The organism is Candidatus Enterococcus avicola (assembly GCF_047470845.1).
GTDB classification, from domain to species: domain Bacteria; phylum Bacillota; class Bacilli; order Lactobacillales; family Enterococcaceae; genus Enterococcus_D; species Enterococcus_D casseliflavus.
On the sequence record NZ_JBLGTY010000028.1, the window covers coordinates 20,324 to 35,020 of the forward strand.

Annotated in this window: 12 protein-coding genes; all 12 read right to left on the bottom strand. The window is 34.8% G+C overall.

Going from position 1 to position 14,697, the window contains the following annotated elements; genetic code table 11:
• Positions 1-228: 228 nt before the first annotated feature.
• Entirely contained in the window at positions 229-1,674 is a 1,446-nt protein-coding gene (gtfA, locus tag ACI3E5_RS15895) for a sucrose phosphorylase (RefSeq protein ID WP_118215787.1), read from the bottom strand.
• Positions 1,675-1,677: 3 nt separating this feature from the next.
• The gene (locus ACI3E5_RS15900; protein ID WP_118215786.1) at positions 1,678-2,892 is read right to left on the bottom strand and encodes an alpha-amylase family glycosyl hydrolase; all 1,215 of its coding nucleotides are present in this window, start codon (positions 2,890-2,892) and stop codon (positions 1,678-1,680) included.
• A 60-nt stretch (positions 2,893-2,952) separates the two neighbouring features.
• Positions 2,953-5,136: an alpha-galactosidase gene (locus ACI3E5_RS15905; RefSeq protein ID WP_002343072.1), complete on the bottom strand. Its 2,184-nt coding sequence runs from the start codon at positions 5,134-5,136 to the stop codon at positions 2,953-2,955.
• Between the two features lie 39 nt (positions 5,137-5,175).
• Positions 5,176-6,006: a carbohydrate ABC transporter permease gene (locus ACI3E5_RS15910; protein WP_002343071.1), complete on the bottom strand. Its 831-nt coding sequence runs from the start codon at positions 6,004-6,006 to the stop codon at positions 5,176-5,178.
• Between the two features lie 11 nt (positions 6,007-6,017).
• Entirely contained in the window at positions 6,018-6,890 is an 873-nt protein-coding gene (locus ACI3E5_RS15915) for a carbohydrate ABC transporter permease (RefSeq protein WP_002290370.1), read from the bottom strand.
• Between the two features lie 9 nt (positions 6,891-6,899).
• Positions 6,900-8,159: an extracellular solute-binding protein gene (locus ACI3E5_RS15920; RefSeq protein WP_498822098.1), complete on the bottom strand. Its 1,260-nt coding sequence runs from the start codon at positions 8,157-8,159 to the stop codon at positions 6,900-6,902.
• 148 nt (positions 8,160-8,307) lie between these two features.
• Complete coding sequence (locus tag ACI3E5_RS15925; protein ID WP_498822097.1) at positions 8,308-9,618, bottom strand: alpha-glucosidase/alpha-galactosidase; 1,311 nt, start codon at positions 9,616-9,618, stop codon at positions 8,308-8,310.
• A 31-nt stretch (positions 9,619-9,649) separates the two neighbouring features.
• A complete protein-coding gene (locus ACI3E5_RS15930; protein ID WP_498822096.1) occupies positions 9,650-10,474 on the bottom strand; it encodes a carbohydrate ABC transporter permease in 825 nt (274 codons plus the stop codon).
• A gap of 15 nt (positions 10,475-10,489) precedes the next feature.
• A complete protein-coding gene (locus tag ACI3E5_RS15935; RefSeq protein ID WP_060792734.1) occupies positions 10,490-11,386 on the bottom strand; it encodes a carbohydrate ABC transporter permease in 897 nt (298 codons plus the stop codon).
• An 82-nt stretch (positions 11,387-11,468) separates the two neighbouring features.
• On the bottom strand, positions 11,469-12,734 hold the full coding sequence (locus ACI3E5_RS15940) for an ABC transporter substrate-binding protein (RefSeq protein WP_498822095.1): 1,266 nt from the start codon (positions 12,732-12,734) through the stop codon (positions 11,469-11,471).
• A 137-nt stretch (positions 12,735-12,871) separates the two neighbouring features.
• Complete coding sequence (locus tag ACI3E5_RS15945) at positions 12,872-13,897, bottom strand: LacI family DNA-binding transcriptional regulator (protein WP_208773274.1); 1,026 nt, start codon at positions 13,895-13,897, stop codon at positions 12,872-12,874.
• Positions 13,898-14,141: 244 nt separating this feature from the next.
• On the bottom strand, positions 14,142-14,697 hold a 556-nt coding region (locus ACI3E5_RS15950; protein WP_409531566.1), incomplete at its 5' end, for a LacI family DNA-binding transcriptional regulator.

Sequence of the window (14,697 nt, forward strand, 5' to 3'; positions counted from 1 at the left end):
TTTCTAGATTCTGATTAGAGAGTTTATAGTACTCTTGGATATTTTCGCAGGACAAGTTGACATCTAATTGATTTTTTAGTTGTAGACAAAGGTCTGTTTCCTTGGAAAATTTCTAAAGACATATATGTTTGCTGATAATTTAATTGAATCTCTTGAGTTTTTGTGAATAGAATAGTTTATTTCTTAATAGAGGGATAGTTCGGCTTTTAGTAGAAGAACTGATCCATTCTATTGTTCAAAAATAAGTGTATCGTTAGATTCTATTTCAAATTTTTTCGTTGCTAAATTCGCTTTTAGGATTGCCACTTGATCACCATTCATATTCTTACGAATGATCTCAATCTCTTGTTCAGAAGGCGTCATTACTTCTATAGATCCATCCAAATCAAAGGCTTGAGATGTATTACGAAATTCCAATAAAGTGAACAGCTGTTGAACGACTGGACGTTTAACTTCTTCCTCAATCTCTGTTAAATGATAGTAATGTCGATTGATGTTACGTCCCTCTTTGGTTTCTTCTAGCAATTCGATGTCATTTTTTCCAGCCAATAAACCTACATAATATATTTGTGGTATTCCTGGTGCAAAAATTTGAATTGCGCGTGCCAATAAATATATACGATCATTGTTTCCTAAAGCACTAAAATAGGTACTATTAATCTGATAGATATCTAAATTGTTGTAGTTAGCACTGGAATAGACTTTCTTTACATTAGCGCCAACTTTATACAATTCTTCAGATGTGTAATCCAATTCTTCCTCTGTTAACAAATCTCGTGCATCAACTACCCCAATACCATCGTGAGTATCGAGTGTAGTAAACTGCTTCATTGGACTCATCTTTAACCAAGCAGCTAAACGATTAGAATTTCCGCTATATAAAGAGTACAGTGTTAACATGGGCAAAGCAAAATCATACACATAGTAATCATGGTCAGCGATTTTCATTTGAATCGAATAATGTTCATGGATTTCTGGTAATAACTCCACGTCATATTTCGCCGCTTCTTGACGAACTTCATCAAGCAATTCCCAAATCTCAGGTTCCACAAAAAAATCATTGGTATTGAGCTTTTTGATGGCGTAAGCGAACGCATCTAAACGAATTAGTGAACAACCGTGGTTTGCCATATCTTTGATTGTCTCACGTATAAATTCTTTTACGACTTCTTTGGTCACATCCAAATCAATCTGTTCTTCGCCAAATGTATTCCATACTTCTTCAGATGTTCCATCAGCGAATTCAACTGTTTGAAAGGGTGCTTTATCTTTGCGCTTATAAATCAGATCAATGTCTTCTTTTGTCGGACGTCCTTCTGGAAAAAATTTGTGGATCCGAATAAACATATCTTTATAGGGTGATTCTTCATGATTTTGCTTAAAATCCTGAAAGAATTTTGATTCACGTGAGATATGATTGATCATAAAATCAAACATTAAATAATATTCTTCTCCCAAGGCCTCGACGTCTGTCCACGTGCCTAGTTCAGGATCGACCATTGTATAATCGCTTGGCGCAAATCCTCGATCACCAGTTGATGGGAAGAAAGGTAGTAAATGAATACCTCCGATTACTCCTTTAAGATGTTTATCTAAAACTTGTTTTAGTTCACCCATGTTTTTCCCTAGACTATCAGCATAGGTGATTAGCATTGCTTCATTTTTGATTTTCATTGATTAACCTCCATAATTTGCTAAAACAATACATTCAAATGGTCGCAAAATGATCCTATTGTTTTCTCTGATTGATGTTTTTTCATAATTTCCTAATATGCTTTTTTTGAATTGTGTATCAATGTAATATTCTTCTTCCGTTTCTGAAACATTGAGTACCACTAAAATAACTTTATCTTCTAATTTACGCTCATAAATCAAAAGGTTGTCGTTTTCATATTTTACAGGTAAAAATTCTCCATAAATAATCACATCTTTATACGGACTATCTTTACGTAATTTAATTAACTGTCGATAATAATTCAAAACGGATTCAGGTTTTGTTTCCTGGTCTGCTGCATTCAAAATTTTATAATTTGGATTTACTTTTAACCACGTTTTGTTAGCATTTGAAAATCCCGCATTTTTTTCCTTATTCCATTGCATGGGTGTTCTTGAATTGTCACGACTACGTTTATTTACAGCTGCCAATGCTTCTTCATGTGTCAATCCACATTTGACCGCTCGGTTATATTGGGAATGTGTAGCGACATCATCAAATTCTTGTATCGAATCCATCTTGATATTAGACATTCCTAATTCTTGTCCTTGATAAATAAATGGCGTTCCACGCAAAAACATAAATAATGTAGCTAACATCTTTTTGCTATATTCATTAATATACGTTTCAGGAATATATTTATTAATCGAGCGTGGTTGGTCATGATTTTCTAAATATAAGGCGCCCCAACCTTTATCTTGCGTAACTAATTGATTCGTAAAAATATTGGTACGCATATCCGTCCATGTCCATTGGCTATCTTTAAACCATTCACCAGTTTCAGGTACATCAATATCCGTATAACTAAAATCAAAAACCATCGAATAATAGCCATCTTCACCAATATATTCATCTAAACGTTCATTAGGAACATCGGCTTCTGCTACCGTCATACTATTATGTGGTTTAAATGTCCGCTCTCTCATTTCTTTTAACCACACTTCAATGCCCGACTGATTAAGAATCCAGGGCCCAATGAAGGCTAACCCATCTTCTCCATCAGATTCAAAGATGCCATACTCTAGTTTTTTTTTGATGTTTAATATCGCATCGATTCTAAATCCGCCTAGTCCTTTATCTAACCAATAGTTAATCATTGCATAGATTTCTTCACGTACTTCTTCATTTTCCCAATTCAAATCAGGCTGCTTTTTAGTAAATGCGTGTAAATAAAACATATTTTCTTCGTTTGGAATGAGTCTCTTTTGGTGTTGCACTTATATTGTAAATTCAAGCTACTATATCTGTTTCAAATAAAAGCGTTGTGTCGCATAATCACCATGTAGTTCTGAGTCAATATAAAAACCGAGATTCATCAATTCATCGCCAGCAAATGTCACATCTTCCATTTGATAAGTTGCTTCTTCTGCTAATCCTGCTAATTTCAATGTGACTAATGGATGCGCAGCTTCTGCTAATACTCGGAAATAAAAGACCATGGCTTCTGTTTGGTCTTTTGAGACAAACATCCATGCAGTATCATTGCCTTCAAACGGACTTTCCAAGCGATAAAAAGTTCCATATTGCAAAAGTTGGCGATGCTTTTTATAAAAGGCAACTTGTTCTTTAATTTCTGCTTTTTCTTCAGAAGTTAATTGTGTTAGATCTAGCTCATAACCAAAAACACCAGCCATCGCAGCATTGCCACGAATAGTTAAACTCGTTTCTCTTCCTGTTTGATGATTTGGGACTGCTGAAACATGCGCACCCATACTTGAAATTGGATACACTAAGCTGGTTCCATATTGAATTTTCAGACGAGCCACGGCATCGGTATTGTCGCTCGTCCAAGTTTGTGGCATGTAATACAAGAAACCTGCATCAAAACGACCGCCTCCACCCGAACAACTTTCAAATAAAATAGTTGGATAATTCGTTGTTAACTTTTCTAAAAATTCATATAACCCTAACATATAACGATGAGCCACTTCACCTTGCATCGTTGAGTCCAACAAGACAGAATAGACTTCTGTCATATTTCGATTCATATCCCACTTCACATAATCAATCGGTACACGATCAAAAATCGCCGTCATTTGTTGATAGATATTATCACGAACATCTTGTCTTGAAAAATCAAGAACATATTGATTTCGACTAATTGAGCGGTCACGACCTGGAATACCCAATGCCCAATCTGGATGTGCTCGAAATAGTTCACTATCTTCAGAAATCATTTCCGGTTCAAACCAAATCCCAAATTTCATCCCGTTATCATGCACTTGCTTGGCTAAATTTTCCAAACCACAAGCAAGTTTGCCTTCTGTTTCAACCCAATCACCTAATGAAGTGAAGTCATTTTCACGACCGCCAAACCAACCATCATCTAAAACAAACATTTCAATGCCCAAGTTCTTCGCATCATCGACAATATTCATGATTTTTTCTTCGTTAAAATCAAAATACGTTGCTTCCCAGTTGTTGATTAACGTGGGACGTTCTTGTAAACGATAGTTTCCACGAATTAAGCGGTGATTATACAATTCATGATACGTCTGTGATAACGTATTCAGACCTTCATTACTATAAACCATCACGACTTCTGGCGTTTGAAATGAGTCGCCAGTTTTTAGTTGCCAACCAAAATTAAATGAATTAATTCCCATAATGACCCGTGTTTGGTCAAATGGATCTTTTTGAATCACCGTTTCGTGATTACCGCTATAAACTAAATTAAATCCATATGCCTCTCCCTGAAATTCATCTGTTTTGGCATCTACTAAAGCAACAAACGGATTTTGTTGATGGCTGCTTGATCCGCGTTTACTATCTAATACTTTTATCCCTGTATGAATTTTTTCTCTAGTCATTTGACGTTCTCTTGCCCAGGTACCATTTAAATGAATTAACTCGAGTGGACGATTTGAAAAATCAATTGATTGACTAGCTAAGCGGTTAATCTCCACTGTTTCATCACTATTATTTACTAATTGCGTAGAACGAATAATTACACTGTGATTTTGATAAATTGTGTAGAACAACTGTAAAGTCAATCCACTAATCGCGTCTTTCAATTGAATAATCAGCGTTTCAGCTTCATCATCATCTTCCGTATATAAGGCTGGCAATCCCGCTAAGCTGGGCTTTCCTTTTTGAATTTCGTAGCTATCATAACGAAAATCATTTACACGACTACCGTTTCCTAATTTAATATTATGCGCCGGTTCTCTAAAATCACCATGTCCATATCCTGGAAATTCTAATGGTAATGTATCTAAAGATAATAAACGATCTTGCGCATTTGCATTGTTGGGTGAGAAGGAACGATCTGTTCGGGGGTAGCGATACCCACCAGAATAGTGCGTAATCTTTTTTCCAAAATAAAGATGCGTTAAATAATTATTTTCTTCGATTCCTAATAGATAGCTAATTTTTTTATTTTGTAAATGAAATGTTTGTGTGTGATTGTCAAATATAATCATAAGTTTATGAACTCCTTTATAATGAGAATAATTTATTGGTTATTTCACTGCTCCATTGCTCATTCCAGCTATAATACTTCTTTGGAAAGCAAGATAAACTAGTGTAATCGTGACAATTCCTACTGTATAGGAAGCAAAACTTGGACCATAGTCGTTAAAATATTGTCCCGTATAATTATATTGAAACAATGGTAGTGTCCACATATTAGACTCACGATTTAAAATTAATAATGGTAGCATGAAATCATTCCAAAACCATAGAGCATTAAGAATAATAGTCGTCGCATGCATTGGTTTTAACATTGGGAAAACAATTTTGAAATAAGTTGTAAAGTGACTAGCCCCATCAATTTCAGCAGCCTCATCCAGACTGATAGGCACATTTAGTTTAATAAAACCAACATATAAAAATAGTGTCTGTGGTACGGCATAAGTGAGATAGAGTAAGATTAATCCCCACATATTTGCTAAACCAATTTTACTCATCATAACGGTAATCGGAATCATAATTACTTGGAAAGGAACAAAAATTCCTAAAATTAAAAATAAATACATCAATCCGTATGCTTTCCCACGAGTCATTTTTCTTGCTAGTGAATAAGCAGCCATAGGAATAATTGCTGTCACAGCAACTACTGCAATGATTGTGATGATTGCCGAATTCCAAAAGTAATGACCAATTCCATCCGCTAACAATCTTCGGAAATTTTCCAAAGTCGCTGGATTAGGAAAACGAAAGAAATTATTCATAATATCGGGTGTTGTTTTAAATGAACCGAATAGCGTTGAAACTAAGGGAACTAAAATCATGAAGCCCCCTAATAATAAAAGCAAGTATTTAGAAATATTTTTTTCTTTTGATGTTTTCATTGGGAAACCTCCTAGATTTCAAATTTTTTCGATAATTTTAATTGTGCCAGTGAAACAATCCCAATTAAGATAAATAAGACTAAAGCAATAGCATTCGCATAACCAAACTGATTGTTTTTAAAAGCATAATTATAAACAAGTAACCCCAAAGATGTTGTGGCATCGCTTGGTCCACCACCAGTTAAAGCAAAAATTTGATCAAATGCTGTTAAGCCACCTTTTAATGCCATAATAAATACCATTGAAATACTTGGTAATAAGTAGGTGATTTCAATATTCCAAAAAATTTGCTTATCATTCGCCCCATCCATTCTAGCAGCTTCAATAATTTCTTGTGGAATACTTTGAAAACCCGCTAAGAAAATGATGACTGGCATGGCAATTCCTTGCCAAAGTAAAACAAAAATTACTGCAAAAATCGCTCCCCATGTTGTTCCTAAAAGACTGGTTTGTAAAAATTCAATGCCTAACATACTACCAATTTTTGGTAAACCATAGTTAAAAATTTGTTTAAATACTAAAGAAACAACCACGCCCGATAAGACCGCTGGAAAAAAGAACCATGCTCTAAAGAATGTTTTCCCTTTAATATTTGCGTTCAACGCCCGCGCAATCAAAATACCAAAACCAATTTGTCCAGCAATCATGCAAAGCGTCACAATTAAAGTGAAGCCAATCGATTTGATAAACTTCGGATCAGAAAAAAGAATCTTATAATTGTTCAAACCCACAAAATCAAAATTATAAGTCAGACCAGTCCAATTAGTTAAACTGTAAAAAGCACCTTGAACCATTGGAAAGTAGAAAAAAATCATCTGCAAAATAATTGGAATTGCTACAAAAATGATTGCCCAGTAACGATTTAAAATTTCTTTTATTTTCATTTTATTTTCCTACCTTCCGTCAGCTTTCATTGGATTAAAGAAAGCATTTAATGCGTTAATCATGGCTTTTTGATTGCCATTGTGTAAATAATTTGTTGTTAAGGTATAAAAATCATTTTCACTATTCCAATCTTTGGCTAACCAAACTAAATGACGATCAGTAAAAGCAAGTTCAGTTAAACCACTTAATGGTGAATCCTGAGTATTCTCGATAACGCCCTCAACAGCACACGGTGCACCATCTACATCATAATATTTCTGCATCGCTTCAGGTGTTGTCATATATTCTACAAAATGTTTGGCTTCTTCTTTATGTTGAGAAGTTGCAGAAACTGATAAGGCTAGGTCTCCTGCGCCAATCGTTAGACTTTGACCTGCTTCATCTGCTGGAAAAGGAAAAGTTCCTACTTCAAAATCTGGATTTTGTGAATGAATCATCGGCATTGCCCATGAACCATTCGGCATAATCAACGCATCACCTTTTGTAAAAGTAACTACTGTATCGTTATAACCGGCACCTTGCCAGTTGTTTTGCAAAGCTTTTGGTTCTCTTAACAAATCTAATCGATTAAAATCTTTTTGCATTTCTTTGCTTTCAGCATTAATTCCATTAACTTCTGAGAAACGCCAAACATTGTTCGCTTCCTCTTCACCACCAGCAGCAGTCGCTAAAGCTAGTTGGTGATAACCATTTAAAGTCCAGCCTTCTGCTCCTGCAATCGCAAACGGTACTTTGTTTTGATCTTTAATCTCAGCTACTATTTTTTCAAATTCTGCCCAAGTTTCTGGTGCTTGAATCCCCATTTCCTCAAAAGCAGTTTTGTTATAGTAAAAACCATAGACATTAGCGGTTAATGGTATGCTATATACACGATCCTCAATAGCAAAACGTTGTGCATATCCATTTTTGATATTCTCTAAATACGGTTCTTCGGTTAAGTCCTCTAAATAACCAGCTTTCGCCCATTCTTTCAATTCTATACTTTGAGGATAAAGATTAATGACATCTGGTACATCGCCTGCAAGCATACGTGTTTTAATTACTTCACCAGCATTCGGTACATCCACAACTTTTACATGAATATCAGGGTTTTTTGCTTCAAAATCTTTAGCAATCTCCTGAATCGTTTGAGTCATTTCTTTTTTTTGATTAAAAAACTCTATTTCTACCTTACCGCTTGCATCTTCCTGATTTTTTCCACAAGCAGTCAAAGAGATCGTTGCTCCTAGTGCTATACAAGCTAAAATGATTTTTTTAGACCACTTCATTTTATGCTCCTCCTTATACAATTTGAATGCGTTTTCTTTTTTGTTAACACTAATGTAACTGTTTACTAGGTGTTTTGTCAATATTTTTACTAAATTTAACTAAGAAAAGAGTAAGGAATTGAAAATTCCTTACTCTTTCAGCTTCTTTTTAATTATATTCAGGTAAATAGTCCCCATGTGCTTCGATTAAATCATCCACTAAATTTTTGATATCTGTTAAAGACAATTCAGATGATAGATGTGGATCTAAATACGCTGCTTGATAAATTTTTGATTTATCTAGTGTTAAAGCGGCTTCTACTGTCAGTTCTTGAACATTGATATTCGTCCGATTTAAAGCAGCTAATTGTGTTGGCAATTCACCGACATAGGTTGGTTGCACGCCATTTTTATCGACTAAACAAGGTACTTCCACACAAACATCTGTCGGTAAGTTTGTGATTAAGCCTTTATTTAAGACATTTCCTGCAATCACTGACGGAGTTCCTGTCGTAATAGAATCCATGATATATGAAGCATATTCACGGCTTCTCGTATGTGTTAACTCCCCATTATTTACAATGTCCTCTCGCATGCTTTCCCAATCATTAATTTGTTGTTCACAACGACGTAAGTATTCATCCAACGGAATCCCTAATTCGTCAATCAATTCTGGGTATTTTGATTTAATAAAGTATGGATGGTATTCTGCATTGTGTTCACTTGATTCTGTAATATAGTAACCAAAACGTTTCAACAATTCAAAACGTACAGAATCTGGATGTGGATTTGGTTTTTCTGCAGCTAACTGACGAATTGTTGGATAGAAATCTTCCCCATTTTTTGTAATTTCCAACAAGAATGCCATATGATTAATGCCTGCAATTTTCCATTGAAAGTCATTTAAGTCATATTGATCGGCTATTCCTAAATGCTCAAACAATTCTGGTACGCATACTTGAACGCTATGACATAAACCAACAGTCTTAATACTCGTCGCTTTTAAAACACCCATGGTTAACATCGCCATCGGATTTGTATAGTTCAATAACCAAGCATTTGGGCAAACTTCTTCCATTTCTTTAGCAAAATCTAGCATCACGGGTAATGTCCGTAAGGTTCTAAAAATCCCACCAATTCCCATTGTATCACCAATAGTTTGTCGTAAACCATATTTTTTAGGAATATCAAAGTCAATCACTGTCGACGGTTTATAACCACCTACTTGAATTGCATTGATAACAAAATCTGCCTCGCTTAAAGCTTCTTTGCGATCATGATAAGAAACAATCTCTGCACGGCTTTCATTCGAATTTTTATTAATATTTTTAAGCATTAATTCTGATTCCGTTAATCGTTTTTCATCAATATCGTACAATGCAATATGTGCATTTTGCAGACTTGGGGTTAACATCGCGTCACCTAATACGTTTTTAGCAAAAATAGTACTTCCTGCACCAATAAATGTAATTTTTGTCATGTAGTTGCTCTCCAATCACTAGTTAATCGTTTTATAATTTACCACCTGTCGTAGCAATTCCTTCAATGAATTTTCTTTGGAAAACAATAAATATCACAACCATTGGCCAAATTGCTAATAATGAACCTGCCATTAATTGTGGGAAGTTCGTGGCATATTGTCCTTGTAAGTTTGCTAATCCCGGAGCTAAAGGCATCTTATCAATTGAAGTATTGACAATCAATGGCCACATTAAATCTTTAAATGCAAACAACGCTGTGAATATTCCAAGTGCAACCAATCCTGATTTAGCAAGCGGCAACATAATTTTGAAAAAGATCGTCCAAATATTGGCACCTTCTAAATAGGCCGCTTCCTCCAATTCATCAGGTAAACCTAAGAAAAATTGTCTTAATAAAAACGTACCAAACGCACTAACTACCCCTGGTAATATTAATACTGGAATTGTATTTAAAATACCCAATTTTTGTGCTAATAAATACTGTGGAGTAATAAAAATGGAACCGGGAATCATCATTTGAATAAGTACTAAGCTGAAAAAGATATTTTTCCCTGGAAAACTTAGACGCGCACAAGCATATGCAGCCATTGCTGAAAATAAAACCGAGCCAATCACTCGTCCAACAACCATTAAAAATGTATTGATATAAAAAGCCATGAATGGTAATAAATCAAGTACTTGTTGATAGTTACTTAGCTGAAATTTCTCAGGGAAAATTGTAGGTGGAATTTGGGTAGATTCAACCAACGTTTTCCCTGAAGTTAAAATCATCCAAATAAAAGGTAATGCCATTGCAATACCACCTAAAATAAGCATGATATGGATTGGCGCATTTGAAAAAAATTTATTTTTCATAATTTGATAGCCTCCTTAATAGTTTACCCACTTTTTCTGCAACTTCATTTGAATTGCAGTAATAATTAATATAATCACTAAAAGGAACATAACGATTGCCGAACCATATCCCTTGTCATTTAAAATAAATGAATGTTTATAGAATAAATAGGCTAATGATTGTGATTTAAACATGGCGGTACTATTAGGAGTAATCATCATAAAAATAACATCAAATACTTGGAAAGCATTGATAACTGTTGTTACAACTACAAAAAATAATGTTGGTGTAACTAATGGTAACGTAATGTTGAAAAACTGCTGGATTGGACTAGCACCATCAATTTCCGCTGCTTCATAATAATCTTTAGGAATTTCTTGTAAGCCGGCTAGTAATAACACCATGTTATAACCAATAGCACTCCAAACTCCTACAATGATAATAGAATAAATCGCAATCGATGGATCCGTTAACCATGCTGGTCCATCGAGACCTATTTTAGCCAACATGTTATTAATCAGTCCATAATCATTATTGAACATCCAGCGCCAAATCATTGCGACTGCGGATGGTGCAGCAACGACTGGTAGAAAATAAATTGTCCGATAAATCGACAATCCTTTAACTTTTCTATTCATTAAAACTGCCACCAACAAGGATAATACAACAATACTAGGTATCGAAACCACTGCATAAATTAATGTGTTTAATAAAGACTGAAAAACTTCACCGTCTGCAAACATTTTTTGGTAATTTCTTAATCCGACCCATTCAGTATCACCGAACCCTACCGTTTTTTGAAAACTTAAAATTGCTGTTTGAATTGCTGGCCATATATTTAATAAAATTAATCCTAATGCCGTTGGAAAAATAAAAATATAGCCCCATATCACTTGATCTTTACGATATTTTCCAAAAATTCGATTTTTCATAATATTCCCCTTTTTGGTATTCATCCATTAATATACAGACGAAATAGAATCCTTTCGCCTGTATATTGTATAATTAACTAATTTAATTTCCGCTCAATATCGCATTGACTTCTTTTTCAATTTGAGCGGTTCCATCTTCAACAGTTACTTCACCAGACAGAATACGGTTAATAATTTGAACTTCTGCTTGTTCAGCTCGTAATCCATCTTTATTGTATGGACGAGGGACTCCATACTCCAACATTTTTCCAAAAGCACTCAAATCAATTGTATCTGAAGAAGCAGCCCACTCGTCTTCAAAGCCTTTTAGTGCTGGGATTGATGTCCCCGTTTCCGCTTGGATTTTATTGGCGTCCTCACTAGCTAAAAATGCCATTAGTTTTTTCACTTCTTCTGGGTATTTTGTATTCGCACTGGCAGCCCAACCAAGTCCATTTGTAATTGTTGCATTAACTTTTCCCTTAGGTAACACGGCAGAAGCAACATTTTCAACTAGATAGTCATTTTTCAAAAATCCCGGTGCAAACCAGTTTCCTTCAATCATCATTGCTAATCTACCTGATTGAAAAAGACTTAACTTATCAGTATCTTGTAATTCTGTAATTGTTGGTGAAGCATGATCAACAAGTGCAATATCTCGATAAAAAGCTAAAGCTTCTTGTGCTTCTGGGGTATTCAAACCTGATTTTGTATTGTCATCGGCAAATACTTCTCCCCCATTTTGATAAATAAATGGCCAGTAGCCAGTCTCTGTTCCAATATGTGATGCAAAACCATAGATGCCTTTTGATTCATCTGTTAAATCAATTGCAGCTTGTCTGAGTGTTTCCCATGTCCATGTTTCATCTGGATAATCGACACCTGCATTATCAAATAATTCTTTGTTGTACCATAGCCCCACTACAGAAGCATCTTTAGGGATTGCGTATAGTTCGTCTTCAAGCGTATAGAAATCAGCAATTCCTTCAGTAAAGTTTCCCATGTCAATATCATTTTCTTTGATAACATCATTCAGTCCCATCAAAGCATTCTGTGACATATATTTATAGGATTCGCTAGAGTGCATGGTTACTACATCTGGCATATTACCTCCCGTTGTTGCAGCTTCTAATTTAACCCAATATTGATCCCAAGGCGTTGTCTCCATTTCTACTTTGATATCAGGATTTTGTTTTTCGAATTCATCTAACATTTTTCTTAGTCCTGGAGCTTGGTCAGTATCCCAACTCGCATAGCTTAAAGTTACTTGCCCGTCTTTAGAATTACTATCTCCCCCACCACATGCTGCGAGTAATGTCCCAGTTAAAACAGCTATCCCTGTTAAAGCTATTTTTTTGAAATGTTTCATCTTAATTCCTCCTGTTTTGAATGCGTTTTCTTTTTTGTTAACAACACTATAACTGTTTACTCAATGTTTTGTCAAGATTTTTCACTAAAATTATTAGTAAACAAAAAGTAAACACCCTTTTTTGGATGTTTACTTTTTTAATCGATATTTTTTTCACTTTCTCTAACAATAATATTATTAGGAACAATCACTTTGATCGAAACATTTCTAACTTCTTTTATTCGTTCATTAACCATGCGAACTGCTAGTTTTCCAATTTCTTCTGTATTCACATTCACCGTATTTAATGCAGGTGTTAAAAATTCAGCAACTTCAATATTATCAAAACTCACAATCGAAATATCTTCTGGAATATGTAGACCATTTTTTTGAAGTGAACGATAAACCCCCACAGCAATAGGATCATTTCCTACCATGATAGCAGTCGGCAACTTATCTTTAGCATGTTTTTTCAAAAGTAAATCTGCTGCCTGCATTCCGTCAAGTGTGGTCCAGCCTTCTAAATAAATTTGACTATATTTTTCTAATCCTTTTTGTTTCATCCACGTCTCATAGGCTATTTTTCGATAATCATCATCTGACACGTGTTTATTTCCTTGGCTATCTAAACGAACACGTCCTCCTCCGATAAACGCAATGTTTCGGTGTCCTTTTTTATACAATCGATCTAAATGCTGATTCGTTGCTTTTGTTAAATCAGTATAAACTGCATCTACTTCAGCTTCAATACTAGGGTCATCAATCACTACGACATTCGAATTAATTGCTGATACTTCTTCAATCACAGAAGATAGCACCTGCCCAATAATCAACACACCTTGACATTTTAGCAAATCGTCTTGCTCCAACGGTGTTTCTGACAAACGAATAATTTTCTTCAAATTGACTTTGCTTTGTTCTGCTTCGACTTGAATCCCTCTGCGAATCGTTCGAAAATAGGGATCTTCCAACTCATCTACTTCAGAAACTGTCGTTATTAATGCAATATTTGTTAAATTTTTTGCAACGGGACTTTTTTTGACATAATGATAAAAATTAACCGATTCTGCAATCTTTCGTTTGGTTTCATCGGTTACTGAAAGTGTCGGATCCTCATTTAGCACGCGCGATACTGTTGCAATGGACACACCCGCCCGTTTTGCAACATCCCTAATTCCTACCATAATAGCTCCTCTTTTCATATTTGAAAGTGTTTACTAAAATATAATCATACATTTTGAAAATAAGCAAATTTCGTTAAAAATAGGCACTGTAATCATAATTAAAAACAAGAAAAAATATCCGAACAATTTAGAGTAAATAATGCTAATTCTAGTGAATTTGCGACGAGGAACTGCTAGATCACAGTTCATTCTCTCTATCGTTCGGATATTTTATTGTTAACTATACTTATTTCACAGAGCTTTTTTATTTGATTTTGTGAACAGAGTCTCGAGAAATCAATTCTCCCTCTAATAGTAGTACTTGATTTTTTATTTCTTCTTGTTTGGCCAGTCCAATCAGTTGGTGAAAAGCAATCGCCCCCTTGTTACCTGGATTTAGTCGTATTGTTGTCAACGCAGGATCCATTAATTCTGCAAAAGTAATATCATCAAATCCAATAATCGATAATTGTTCCATCACTCGTTTATTCTTATTTTTTAAAAATTTTACTAATTTAGCCGCTAAATAATCTCCAGTAACAACAATTGCAGTAAATTCAGCTAATTCTTGATAAATTCGCTCAAATTCAGAGTTGTTATATATCCAATGCGATTTAAAGGTTAAATGATATTTCTTTAATGTATCGATATAAGCTTGATGTCGTTCTTGAATAACACTTGGTTCACCTACAATGTAGTCAAAAGAAAGAAACGCTATTTTCTCATGACCATAATGAATCAAATGTTCCACTGCCAATGTACTAGCTTGGTAATCATTTGTATTTACAAATAAACGATTCATTTGTTGTTCAAGTTCTCTT

Coding starts and splice junctions, on each gene's coding strand:
- ACI3E5_RS15945 (WP_208773274.1), bottom strand. CDS start 13,897: ATGGTAGGAATTAGGGATGTTGCAAAACGGGCGGGTGTGTCCATTGCA.
- gtfA (WP_118215787.1), bottom strand. CDS start 1,674: ATGAAAATCAAAAATGAAGCAATGCTAATCACCTATGCTGATAGTCTA.
- ACI3E5_RS15920 (WP_498822098.1), bottom strand. CDS start 8,159: ATGAAGTGGTCTAAAAAAATCATTTTAGCTTGTATAGCACTAGGAGCA.
- ACI3E5_RS15940 (WP_498822095.1), bottom strand. CDS start 12,734: ATGAAACATTTCAAAAAAATAGCTTTAACAGGGATAGCTGTTTTAACT.
- ACI3E5_RS15930 (WP_498822096.1), bottom strand. CDS start 10,474: ATGAAAAATAAATTTTTTTCAAATGCGCCAATCCATATCATGCTTATT.
- ACI3E5_RS15915 (WP_002290370.1), bottom strand. CDS start 6,890: ATGAAAATAAAAGAAATTTTAAATCGTTACTGGGCAATCATTTTTGTA.
- ACI3E5_RS15910 (WP_002343071.1), bottom strand. CDS start 6,006: ATGAAAACATCAAAAGAAAAAAATATTTCTAAATACTTGCTTTTATTA.
- ACI3E5_RS15925 (WP_498822097.1), bottom strand. CDS start 9,618: ATGACAAAAATTACATTTATTGGTGCAGGAAGTACTATTTTTGCTAAA.
- ACI3E5_RS15935 (WP_060792734.1), bottom strand. CDS start 11,386: ATGAAAAATCGAATTTTTGGAAAATATCGTAAAGATCAAGTGATATGG.
- ACI3E5_RS15905 (WP_002343072.1), bottom strand. CDS start 5,136: ATGATTATATTTGACAATCACACACAAACATTTCATTTACAAAATAAA.
- ACI3E5_RS15900 (WP_118215786.1), bottom strand. CDS start 2,892: ATGTTTTATTTACACGCATTTACTAAAAAGCAGCCTGATTTGAATTGG.